9 protein-coding genes are annotated in these 12,731 nt (G+C 32.8%); 5 read left to right on the top strand and 4 right to left on the bottom strand.

Annotated features, from left to right (window positions below; all coding sequences use genetic code 11):
• Positions 1-26 precede the first annotated feature (26 nt).
• A complete protein-coding gene (locus J1D01_RS06020; RefSeq protein ID WP_421150163.1) occupies positions 27-2,243 on the top strand; it encodes a GH92 family glycosyl hydrolase in 2,217 nt (738 codons plus the stop codon).
• A gap of 10 nt (positions 2,244-2,253) precedes the next feature.
• Here J1D01_RS06020 and J1D01_RS06015 read toward each other — a convergent pair whose 3' ends face one another.
• From J1D01_RS06015 to J1D01_RS06000, 4 genes are read right to left on the bottom strand one after another with little or no spacing between them, the layout of a single operon-like run.
• Complete coding sequence (locus J1D01_RS06015; RefSeq protein ID WP_372935463.1) at positions 2,254-3,651, bottom strand: purine-cytosine permease family protein; 1,398 nt, start codon at positions 3,649-3,651, stop codon at positions 2,254-2,256.
• Positions 3,652-3,675: 24 nt separating this feature from the next.
• Complete coding sequence (locus tag J1D01_RS06010; protein ID WP_421150162.1) at positions 3,676-5,049, bottom strand: FGGY-family carbohydrate kinase; 1,374 nt, start codon at positions 5,047-5,049, stop codon at positions 3,676-3,678.
• Positions 5,050-5,057: 8 nt separating this feature from the next.
• Entirely contained in the window at positions 5,058-6,338 is a 1,281-nt protein-coding gene (locus tag J1D01_RS06005; protein WP_372935460.1) for a sugar isomerase, read from the bottom strand.
• Positions 6,339-6,382: 44 nt separating this feature from the next.
• Entirely contained in the window at positions 6,383-8,488 is a 2,106-nt protein-coding gene (locus J1D01_RS06000; protein ID WP_372935458.1) for a bifunctional aldolase/short-chain dehydrogenase, read from the bottom strand.
• Positions 8,489-8,638: 150 nt separating this feature from the next.
• Between J1D01_RS06000 and J1D01_RS05995 the strand changes: the two genes are divergently transcribed.
• The 4 genes from J1D01_RS05995 to J1D01_RS05980 all read left to right on the top strand — a co-directional run bounded on the left by J1D01_RS05995 (position 8,639) and on the right by J1D01_RS05980 (position 12,729).
• Complete coding sequence (locus J1D01_RS05995; RefSeq protein ID WP_372935456.1) at positions 8,639-9,685, top strand: GntR family transcriptional regulator; 1,047 nt, start codon at positions 8,639-8,641, stop codon at positions 9,683-9,685.
• Between the two features lie 153 nt (positions 9,686-9,838).
• Complete coding sequence (locus J1D01_RS05990) at positions 9,839-10,618, top strand: SDR family oxidoreductase (protein ID WP_421150161.1); 780 nt, start codon at positions 9,839-9,841, stop codon at positions 10,616-10,618.
• A gap of 44 nt (positions 10,619-10,662) precedes the next feature.
• Positions 10,663-11,991, top strand: coding sequence for an L-fucose:H+ symporter permease (gene fucP / locus J1D01_RS05985; protein WP_372935452.1), 1,329 nt, complete (start codon positions 10,663-10,665; stop codon positions 11,989-11,991).
• A gap of 153 nt (positions 11,992-12,144) precedes the next feature.
• Complete coding sequence (locus J1D01_RS05980; protein ID WP_372935450.1) at positions 12,145-12,729, top strand: YceI family protein; 585 nt, start codon at positions 12,145-12,147, stop codon at positions 12,727-12,729.
• Positions 12,730-12,731: the final 2 nt, after the last annotated feature.

Here is a 12,731-nt window from a genome sequence, read left to right as displayed (position 1 = left end):
AAAGTTATTTTCTAGATAAAAAGACAATGAAATATTATAGCTATTTTTTACTGTTGTTTTTAGGTTTTTTTTCGTGCAAAACAGAAAAAAAGCAAGAACCAACAAGCAGTCATACCCAAAAACTAACCCATTACGTAAACACTTTTACGGGAACCGATGGTCCGGGAAATACCTATCCTGGCGCTGTGCTGCCCTTTGGGATGGTGCAGTTAAGTCCAGACAACGGTTTACCTGGGTGGGATAGGATTGCAGGGTATTTTTATCCAGATTCTACCATTGCAGGGTTTAGCCATACCCACCTATCGGGTACTGGAGCCGGCGATATGTACGATCTATTGGTTATGCCGATTAATAGCAGGTTTACCGAAAGCTTAACCCCAGACGGTGCTTACAGACCGTATTCGAAATTTTCGCATGATAGGGAAAAGGCAAGTCCGGGTTATTATTCGGTAGATTTGTTAAGTTCGGGTATTAAGGCCGAATTAACCACTACACAACGGGTAGGATTTCATCAATATACTTTCCCCAAGGACGATGAAAGCCAAATTATCCTTGATTTGGGTTATAGTTTAAATTGGGATAAACCTGTAGATACCAAAATAACGATTGAAGATAAGCAAACCATTGTAGGCTATAGAAAATCTAAAGGATGGGCCAATGACCAACGGGTGTATTTCGTTATGCAGTTTTCAAAACCTTTTGATGCGGCACAGTTGTTTAACCAATCAGAAGAAGTAAAAAAACAGACCGTAGAAGGAACGTTTACCAAAATAGTGGCCCATTATAAAACTTCCGAAGGCGAAAAAATTAAGGTCAAGGTAGCTTTGTCTTCAGCAAGCATTGATGGAGCCCGAAAAAATTTAGAAGCCGAATTGCCCCATTGGGATTTTGAAAAAACCGTAGAAGAAGCCGATGCCGTTTGGGAACGATTCCTTTCTAAAATAACCATAGAAGGAACCGAGGCCCAAAAAGAATTGTTCTATACCAATTTGTACCATGTATTTTTAACTCCTTCTTTGCACAGTGATGTAGATGGAGCTTATAAAGGCGCCGACGGAGAAAACCACGTTGCCCAAGGTTATAACAAATACGATACCTTTTCGTTGTGGGATACGTTTAGGGCCACTCATCCCTTGTATACCATTTTAGCACAGAAGGAAACCGAAGACATGATAAAGTCCTTTCTGTCGCATTACGACGAAACGGGCTTGTTGCCCGTGTGGTCTATGGCTGGGAATGAAACTAATATGATGATTGGTTACCACGCTGTACCCGTTATTGTAGATGCGTATTTTAAGGGCATTCCTATGGATGCCAAAAAAGCCCTGGAAGCTTGTGTGGCTTCGGCAAACGAAAATGGCAGGCAGATAGATGTTTATAAAAAACTGGGCTATGTGCCTACAGGAGAACACCACGAAAATTGGTCGGTTTCTAAAACGCTGGAATACGCCTATGACGATTGGTGCATTGCTCAATTGGCAGAAGCATTGGGCGAAAAAGAAATTCAAAAAACATTTGCCGAACGCGCCAATTATTGGAAAAATCTATACGATTCCAAATCTACATTTTTTCGTCCAAAGGATGAAAACGGCAACTTTACCAGTCCGTTTGTTGCGAAAGAATACACCAAAGAATTTTGTGAAAGCAATGCTTGGCAATATTTTTGGTTTGTACCGCACGATATTGATGGATTGATAGATACCTTAGGTAAAGAAAGGTTTACAGAAAAGTTAGATTCAATGTTTACCTATTATCCTGCTGCAAACGATAAGTTACCAATTTTTAGCACAGGAATGATTGGACAGTACGCCCACGGTAACGAACCCAGCCACCATGTAGCCTATTTGTACAACAACATTGGTAAGCCTTGGAAAGCCCAAGAGATGGTTAGAAAAATTATAAACACACAATACAGTACCCAACCCAATGGTTACTGTGGCAATGAAGATTGTGGGCAAATGAGTGCGTGGTTGGTGTTTTCATCTATGGGTATGTATCCAATAAATCCAGCCGAAGGTATTTACAGTATCACTTCTCCTTATGTAGAGGAAGCTTCTATTAATTTGGAAAATGGTAAACAGTTTAAAATTACCACCGAAAATCAATCGGATGAAAATCAATATATTCAGTCTATAACTTTAAATGGTGAACCGTATGATAGGTTAACCATAAGCCATAAAAAGATTATGGAAGGAGGTGAATTGCATTTTGTATTAGGATCAACCCCTACTAAAACAGATTAATTTTATTAAACTAATTATGCTGAAAATATTTACTGAAGGCTAAAAACAAAATACCACACAATATCCATGTAGGTAGTATAACAAAAGATAAAAATATATCAAATTGAATTGATATATAGTAAAATAAACCGAAGCTAATAGCCCAAGCCAATAATACAGATTTGTTAAAGTTTAAATTACTTTCTTCAGCATAATTTTTAATAATTCCAACTTTTTTGTGAAAGAAATGTTCAAAAACAATAATGGCTCCAAAGGGAGCTAATATAAATCCGTATAATGCAACAAAACCCAATAATTTCATTGCAAAAGCAGGAAATATACCAGCAATGGTTGCAATAGCTCCAGCTAAGATAGTAACCCAAAAAGTAGAAACCTTAGGTGTTATGGCTTGAAAAGCCAAACCTGCTCTGTAAATTGTAGGGTTTGCGGTTGTCCATCCTGCTAAAATAACTGCTATTATCCCAAAAACACCAATGGTATTGTAAGCTAATGGTCCGGGAGCAACTGGAGGTGCTTCTCCATTACTTAAATAAGCTAATGCTTCAGGAGATTTTAAATATACAGCATAAAGCAATGCAGCGGCTATCCACGCCATATAGTGACCCACATACATTCCTGCAGCGGTTGTCCATCCAGAACTTGCTTTTTTAGCAAATCTAAACACTGATAAATCAGACATTCCAATATGCATTGCTGCGTTACAAAACCAAGACCAAATAACTACGTGCCAAAATGTGTATTTTATTTGCCCAGGAAAAGGTTTAGAACCCTCTCCCCAAATATTCCAAAAATCAGAAAAGCTAGTTGTATTTAATTGTTTAATAGCTACAATGCCACATACAACAAAAGCAATAACGATTATAGGAGACATCCAATTAGCAGCTTTAGAAACAGTATCATAGCCTTTGGCAGCAATTAAAGAAATAACGGCACCAATACAAAGTACAATTACAATCCATGTAAAGCCATTAGGCATGGTATCTGTAAGCTTAGGCATTGGTATATTAAAAGGTACTCCAACTGCAGTAGCAGATACAGTTATCATTGAACCAGCTAAAAAACAAAATAAAATGCCATTAGCTAGATTATAGCCTGTTACTAATTTTTTGCCACATATTTTTTCTAATTGATAATAAAGTGTGAGCCTGTTTTCAACTGCAATTTTAGCTGTTAAAAATCGCCAACTTAATACCGCTAAAAAGTTTCCTATTAGTAAACCAATAATTAAATCGAAAGCACTTACACCTGCAGTTAGAAATAAAGGTCCTATCATAAATTCTGTGCCTGCAGCGTGTTCGCCTGCATACATGCCTAAAAAACTTTTCCAACCTTTAAGTTTAGATTTTGGTACAGGTTCTCTTTCAAATTCATTAGAAGAAACATCTTCAATATGTTTATTGTTACTCATGTTTATTGGTTTAGTTGGTGTTTTTTATTTTAATATAAATGGTACATGTTTTTTAAGGGCATAGTTTTTCTTTAGAAATTTTGAATTTAATTTTTTGTCTGAAATAGCAATGGCTGCTCCTAGAGCAGAACCTAAAGAAGCATCTGTTGTTCTTAGTTTTTTATCTCTTAAATTATGTGATAATAGTTTGATAAAAAGATCATTGTCACTGAAGCCTCCATCAATGTATATTCTATAGATTTTATCATCACCTATAGCTTTTTTTATACTTTTAATTTGAAGTTGAACGAGTTCCATCATTAATTGATGATAGGCATACTCAAAAGTATCATAAGTTATCATAGTTTCTTTTGGCATATTTTTATCATAAATGCTTTCCCATTTATAATGGTATTTAAAGTTTCTGTTAATATCAAAGAAAATATCATAATCAAATTTTATTAACCTATGATAACCATATGGAGCTCTAAAATAGTCGGTTAATTTTTTTACTTGAATCTTATATTCATTACCCAAAAACAGACGTTTAGCCTTTACAGGTTTTCCGTTAATTCGCATATAATTAATACTGTTACTTTCATTGCTTTTAGCTGAAATGGGAGAATCTGTAAACGGATTTAAACTAATACTCCAAGTACCTGTTGAAACCAAAATAAATTTTTTATTTAGGCTTCTTACATATGGTAAAAGTGCAGATGAACTATCATGAATACCCACACCAATTTTAATGCGTTTTCCATTATAATTCATATTAATGCTTGTTTCTGTTGAAACAATTGGAGGCAATATTTTATGAAATTCTTCTTTGTAAACCCAAGAATGGTAATCTTTTTTTTGATAATCCCATAAAGCGGTATGACAGCCAATACTAGTGTATTCACTTAAAGGTATTCCTGTAAAAATATAGCTTAAATATTGAGGTAAATGTAGGGTGAGCTTAACTTTTTTAAACACTTCAGGCTTATTATATTTTAACCAATAGAGTTGTAAACCAGAGTTTAACATAGTTAAGTCTGAACAGCCAGTAGTTTTTAGAAAGTCTTCTCTTGGGCCATACCTTTTTATAAAATTATTTACTATTGATTTATCTAAAGGTTTGGTGTAATTGTAGAGAGGTGTTAAAGGGATTCCATTTTCATCTAAGTGGACTAAACTAGCTCCGTAACTAGAAAAGTTTATAGCTTCAACATCGTAATCATTTGAGTCTAAAATTTTATTAAATACACTTTTTAGCCATTTTTGTAATTGAGGAAGGTTTTCCGTAGGGTATCCGTCTTCATCTGTAATTTCATCAAATTGAATGTATTCTTTATAAACCTCTTTGAAATTCTTATCAAACAAAAAGAATTTTTTATTGGTCTTTCCTATATCAAAAACAGCTGTAACTTTTAATGTCATATTATGAATTATAAACCTGTTGCAATAGTGTGTTTTCCACGTTCTTTAATAAGTGTATTTCTAATATTTAAAGTTCTGTAAGCATTTATAGGGTTCAAAGCACCTCCATTGTTAATTCTAGCTTTTTCAAGTAATGGTCTTACATCTGTTCTATAAGCATTTTGGAGAATGTCTTGGCAAAGTGTAACATCGTTATTTAGTTGGGCAGATTTTAATTTTTCTTGGTCTATGAGTAATGCTTTTGTGTAAGCTTCTATAATAGCTTCTAAAGATTGTAGTAAATCTTCTAATGGGTCTTTTACATTGTGACTTGCATCAATCATCCACGCTAAATCTGGATTTTGAGGATTGTTTTCTATACCATAAACCAGTTCATTAAAAATTAAAAATAGGGCATAAGGTTTTATGCTGCCAACAGTTAAATCATCATCACCGTATTTACTATCATTAAAATGAAAACCACCAAGTTTACCTTTTAACATTAAAATTGAAACTATTTGTTCTATATTAGTGTTTGGTAAATGATGACCTAAATCTACAAGAGAAAATGCTTTATTGCCACATTCATTAGCAAGCATAAAAGAGGTGCCCCAATCTTGAATTACTGTACTGTAAAAATTAGGTTCGTATGGTTTGTATTCAATCAGCATTTTCCAATCTTCAGGAAGACCTTTGTAAATTTCTTTTAAACTATCTTGGGTGTTATTAAGGGCTGTTTGAAAATTATTTTGACCAGGGAAAGAGGTTCCATCAGCCAACCAAACCGTTAAGCTTTTAGATCCCAGTTTGTTTCCTATATTTATAACATCTAAATTATGTTGAATAGCTTGTTCTCTAACAGTTTTACTAGTATTACTTAATGAACCATATTTGTAGCTTTCTTTTGCGTTTTTTTGATCTTGAAAGGTGTTAGAGTTTACTGCATCAAATTGAATGTTTAAAGATGAAGCTAATTCTTTTATGGCATTATAGTCTTTTGGAACATCCCAAGGAATATGAAGTGATATTGCTCCAGCTGATTGTGTTAGTGTGTGTAAAATACCAATATCTTCAATTTTTTGTTCTAAACTAGAGGGTTCTCCATAAAATGAAAATCTACCAAAACGAGTACCACCAGCACCTAAAGCCCAACTAGGTATAGCTACTTGAAAGTTAGATATTTTATCAATTATAACATTTACATCATGTCCCTTTTTGGTAAGTTGATTGCTTAAAAAATCAAAAGCTTCTTCATGTTCAGTAATAAAGTGTTGATTTATATCATTAACATGTGTTTTAGTAATTTTCATAAATACTGTGTATTAATTAAAAATAGCTTATATAATTATGTGTTTTACCTAACAAATGCATTAGCCATCCCTCCATCTACATTTATAATATTTCCTGTAGATTTGTTAAGAATGCCAACTAATGAGAATACGCCATTTGCAATATCAGATGGGTAGATAATTTCATTTAATAAGTTTCGTTTAGCATAATAAGCAGGTAATTCTTCAATAGTAATACCATAAGCTTTAGCTCTTCCTTCTGCCCAAGCACCTTCCCAAATTTTACTACCTACAATAACTCCGTCTGGGTTAACAACATTAACACGAATTTTATCTTTAGCTAATTCTGCGGCCAATAAACGAGACATGTGTTGTTGGGCTGCTTTTGCAGTACCATATCCAACATTATTAGGGCCAGATACTAAACCGTTTTTACTTGCAATGTTGATGAAATCTCCTCCTAAACCTTGTTTTCGCATAATCTCTACACCCTGTTTTGCTAATTCAAATTGTCCTTTAACCAGAACATTTTGTAAAATATCCCAATCTTTTTCTGTAGTATCTTCAATGGGTTTAGATATAGCTAAACCAGCACTATGAACAATAATATCAACACCACCAAATTCTAAACAAGCGGTTTTATAGGCAGAGGTAATAGATTCAGGGTTTGTAACATCACAAACAGCATAAGTTGAAATATCTTGTTTATAAGAGGCTTGAGCTTCAATGAGTCTTTCTTCGGCAATATCTGTTAATACTACATTTGCTCCTTCTTTAGCTAATTTATCGGCAATAGCTTTACCTATACCACCACCAGCGCCAGTAACCAATGCTACTTTTCTAGATAGTGGTTTTTCTTTTGGCATACGTTGTAGTTTTGCTTCTTCTAATAACCAATATTCAATATCAAAAGCTTCTTGTCTAGGCAACGAGGTATATGCAGAAATAGCTTCTGCACCACGCATAACATTAATTGCATTAATGTAAAATTCACTGGCAACACGTGTTGTTTGCTTGTTTTTTGCAAAACTGAACATGCCAACACCTGGATAAATAATTATTACAGGGTTTGGGTCTCGCATTGCAGGACTATTGTTTTTTTTGCAAGTATTATAGTAGTTAGTATATTCCTTTCTATAAGCTTCAAAAGCTGGTTTTAGTTGTTTTAAAACAGCATCGGTATTTGTTAAATCTTCATTTTTATCTAGTTGTAATACTAAAGGCTTAATTTTTGTTCTTAAGAAATGGTCTGGGCAAGAGGTTCCCATAGGAGCTAACCGTTCTAAGTCATTGCTATTTATAAATTCTAAAACAACATCGTCGTCAGAAAAATGACCAATCATTCTATTTTCTGAAGAGCATAAGCCTCTTAATAAAGGCATTAATTGAGCTGCTTTTTCTTTGCGTTTGGTAGCTGGTAAACTTTCTAATTTTTGTCCACCAAATACATTTCCTTTTTGTTTTATTTTTGTCTCAATATATTCAGAAGCCATTTCAATAACTTCTAAGCTATTCATATAACATTCGTAAGATGTATTACCCCAAGTAAAAAGTCCGTGGTTTCCTAGAACAATACCTCTAATGTTGGGGTTGTCATTCAAACATTTTTCTAGTTGTAAGCCTAAATCAAAACCAGGTCGTTGCCAAGGTACCCAGCCCATAGTGTCTCCCCAAATTTCTTTAGTTACTTTTTTGCTGTCTTTGGCAGCAGCAACAGCAATTAATGCATCTGGATGTAAATGGTCTATATGGGCAAATGGAAGCAAACCATGAAGAGGTGTGTCTATAGATGGTGCTTTACTATTTAAATCATAAATACAATGATTAAAAAGACCAACCATTCTATCTTCATCATGCAAACCTTTGTATACGTTTTTTAAATTTCGTAATCTATTGGTATATAAACCAGCAATTCCGGAACGTGTTAAAGTGCCAATGTCTCCACCAGATCCTTTAACCCACATAATTTCTACCTTTTCGTTAGTTAGTGGGTCTGTTTCTATAGTTTTACAACTGGTATTGCCTCCGCCGTAGTTGGTTATTCTTAAATCTGCTCCTAAAATATTAGAGCGGTATAAAAATAAATCAACCTGATTGTTTTTTAAAGATTTAGCTTTGTCATCATCCCAAAGGTAATCTACGTATTTAAAAGTTTTGGTTTTTGAACTCATGGATTTTGTAAGTTATGTTACGAATATAATTTAACTATAAAATGTATGTATCCTGTACTGTACTGCTGCTGTTTTAAATAATTATAAAACTTGGTGGGTTATTATGATTTGCTTAATTTTCAGCAATCAAAATATTCTTTTTAAGATTATATGAATATAATAAAGTTCATAAAAATAGATGAATATTCTAGAATACCAAAGTATCAACAAATAGTTGATTCTGTTATTCATAATATATCTATTAGTAATTTCAATATAGATCAAAAACTACCTTCTATTAATAGTTTAAGTGAAGAGTTTTATTTATCTAGAGATACTGTTGAAAAAGCTTATAGAATACTAAAAGATCGTAATATTATTACGGCTATAAGAGGAAAAGGCTATTATATTAGTAGAACTAAGTTAATTTCTAAAGTAAATATTTTGTTTTTAGTAAATAAGCTGAGTTCTTATAAAATGCGCATTTATAACTCATTTATAAATACTATTGGAGCTAATTCTTATACAGATTTGCATGTATATCATTGTGATGAGTCTTTGTTCTTGAACTTACTAGATAAAAACAAGTTAGCTTATGATTACTTTGTGATTATGCCTCATTTTAAAACCGAAGATTTATATCACATTAGCTTTACAGAACAAGTAACTAAGGTACTTAGTGAAATTCCAACTGAAAAACTAATAATACTAGATAACAGCAAACCAGAAATAAGTGCTGATGTTACAGAAATTTTTCAGGATTTTGAAAATGATATTTATAATGCGTTAATTTCGGGGCTTTCAAAAATAAAATATTATACAAAACTGTTTTTAATTTATCCAGAAAAAGCACAATATCCTTACCCTAGGCGGATTTTAAAAGGATTTAAAAAGTTTTGTATTGAAAATTCAATTGATTTTGAAGTTTTAGATGAAGTTTATAAAGATATAATTCTAAAAAAAGGAGATTTATTTATAACCATTGAAGAATCTGATTTGGTAAATTTAGTAAATCAAATAAGAGAAAATGAGTTTGTTATAGGAAAGGATATTGGAGTTATCTCTTATAATGATACGCCTTTAAAGGAATTGTTAGGTATAACTGTTGTGTCTACAGATTTTAAAGTAATGGGAGAAACTGCGGCAAAAATGATTCTAAATAAACAGCAAGGTAAAATAAAAGTACCATTCAATTTTATAGATAGAGCATCTGTTTAAATTCGTATAATAAATAATGAAAGCGGTACAAATTTAGATACCAAATTATTACCAAAATCATTATTTGTTAATGTTAAGAAGATATAATGAAGTTTTATTTTTTATTGTAGATTTACAAAATCAAAAAAAGAAACTAAACAAGAAGACTGATTAATGGATTTACAACTTAAAGACAAAGTAATTATTGTTACTGGAGGCTCTAAGGGTATTGGGCTAGGAATAACCGAATCTTTAGTTAATGAAGGCGCTATACCTGTAATATTAAGTAGAAATAGACCTAGTGCAAAAGAGGTGGTAGAAAAACTATTATCAGAAGGCCATGAGGCCTTTTATGTAACAACTGAACTAACAGAACCAGAGCAGATTAGAATTGCAATAGAGAAAACCATAGAAAAATACGGACGTATAGATGGTGTAGTTAATAATGCAGGAGTAAATGATGGTGTAAGCCTTGAAAATGGTAATTATGAAGATTTTGTTTACTCATTAAAATGTAACCTTATTCATTATTATTTGGTAGTACACCATGCATTGCCAGAATTAAAAAAGAGTAAAGGAGCCATTGTAAATATAGGTTCTAAAACATCGGTTACTGGTCAGGGTGGCACATCTGGTTATGCAGCTGCCAATGGAGGGCGTAATGCGCTAACAAGAGAATGGGCTGTAGAATTATTGCCCTATTCCATTAGAGTAAATGCGGTAATGGTTGCAGAGTGTTATACGCCTCTTTATGAAAGGTGGCTTAATACTTTTGATGACCCCGAAGCACGTTTAAAAGAAATAACAGATAATATTCCTCTAGAAAATAGAATGACAACAGCAAATGAGATAGGTGATGCAGTAGCTTTCTTATTGTCTGATAAATCAAGTCACACTACGGGACAGCTAGTATTTGTGGATGGAGGCTACACACATTTAGATAGAGCATTGTAATATTATTTTTTACCAACTAAGAAATAACCTTAAATAAATTATAAATGAATACAAAACCAGATGTAGTTCCAAAGAACGTTTTAATTCCGTTTATTTTAGTAACCTCTTTATTTGCACTTTGGGGCTTTGCCAATGCCGTAACAGATCCAATGGTTCAGGCATTTAAAAAAGTACTAGAGCTTACCAACTCAGAAGCCGCATGGGTACAAATGGCCTTTTATGGTGGCTATTTTAGTATGGCATTACCAGCAGCCATGTTTATGCGTAAGTATTCTTATAAAGTAGGTATTTTAATAGGGTTAGCGTTATATGCTACTGGGGCTCTTTTATTTTATCCTGCAGCACAAACCGAGAATTTTATGTTTTTCTGTTTAGGCTTGTATGTTTTAACCTTTGGTTTAGCTTTTTTAGAAACTGCAGCAAACCCATATATATTAGCAATGGGGCCTAAAGAAACAGCAACTCAACGCTTAAATTTAGCACAAGCTTTTAACCCTTTAGGACTTATAGCAGGTGTTATAGCAGCACAACAATTTGTTTTAAAAAATCTTCAATCTGATGATATAGCAGATTTTAGTTTATTAGATGAAGCTTCTAAAGTAGCTATAAAAACGGCAGATTTAATGGCGATAAGAAATCCTTACGTTGGTTTAGGTTTAGTACTTATTGGGATTTTTGTAATATTCTTGGTTAGTAAAATGCCACAATCTAAAGAAGAAGGTGAAATGCCTAGTATAGGAGATACGTTTAAAACATTGGGTAAAAACTCAAAATATGTATTAGGTGTTTTAGCTCAAATACTTTATGTAGGTGGGCAAATTATGTGTTGGACATACATATACCAATACGCAGAAGCTATTGGAGTAGATAGTGTAACTGCGGGTTATTATCAAATAGCAGTTTTTGTTATATTTTTTATTGGTAGAGCTGTAGGTACTTATATGTTACGTTTTATGAGTTCAGGTAAATTATTAATGTATTTTGCCTTATTAGCTTCATTATGTGTTGTAGGAACCATCTGGATTACAGGTATAGTTGGTTTGTATTGCCTTGTCGCTATATCATTTTTTATGTCTTCAATGTTCCCTACAATATACGGAATAGCATTAGGCGATTTAACCGAAGAACAATCTAAAATAGGATCTGCAGGTTTAGTAATGGCTATTGTAGGAGGTGCTTTAATGCCCAAATTACAAGGAATGATAATTGACGCAGGAGGAAATGGTGTTGCAGATACTCAAATTTTAGGAGTAACTGAAGTTAATTTTTCATTCATTTTACCACTAGCTTGTTTTGTATACATAGCTTGGTATGGGTTTAGAGTATTTAAAAGGCACGAAGCGGCAGATGATACACTTCATATTTCTTCATAATATAATATAAACTGTTTTAGTTTTAAAGGTGGGTTTCTTAAGAAACCTGCTTTTTTTTGTAATAAATATAAAATGCAATAAAATGACTTTTATCATGATTATAATTATAGAATTCTCAGATATTTGTCATGGAAATCAAAAATAAGTCAAAAAATGAAAACAAGAAAAAAGAAAACACTATTATGTGGCGTTGCAATTTTATTTTTTTTATTAGTTAATAGAATTGATGCTCAAGAGTTTAATTTAGTTAACTCAGAATCTTCATTAAAAGTTTATGGAACCTCAAGTTTGCATGATTGGCATGTAGAAGCAGAGGAGCAAAAGGGGAAAATACTATTTGATGATATTAGTAAAGGCCAAATAGGTAAGCTAGAAGTAGAAATAGTTGCTGAAAGTTTAAAAAGTGGTAAGCGTTCTATGGATAAAAACACCTATGAAGCTTTAAAAACATCAGATTATAAATCTATTTTGTTTCAGTTAACAGAGGTTAAAAAGGTAGAAGCTAAAGGAAATGGGAAATTTAATCTTACAGCACAAGGCGATTTAACAATTGCAGGAGTTAAAAAAAATGTCGCAATTAATTTTACTATAACTATTAATGGTAGCAAAGTAAATTTAGAAGGTGAAAAAACATTTAAAATGACCGATTTTAAAGTAGAGCCACCAACAGCACTGTTTGGTACAGTAACTACCGGAGATGAAGTAACAGTAAAATTTAACACAGTTTTAAAATCATAAAG

Source organism: Seonamhaeicola sp. NFXS20 (assembly GCF_049132085.1).
Lineage (GTDB): Bacteria > Bacteroidota > Bacteroidia > Flavobacteriales > Flavobacteriaceae > Seonamhaeicola.
Note: the sequence above shows the minus strand (reverse complement) of the source record. Positions and strands in the feature narration are given on the sequence as shown.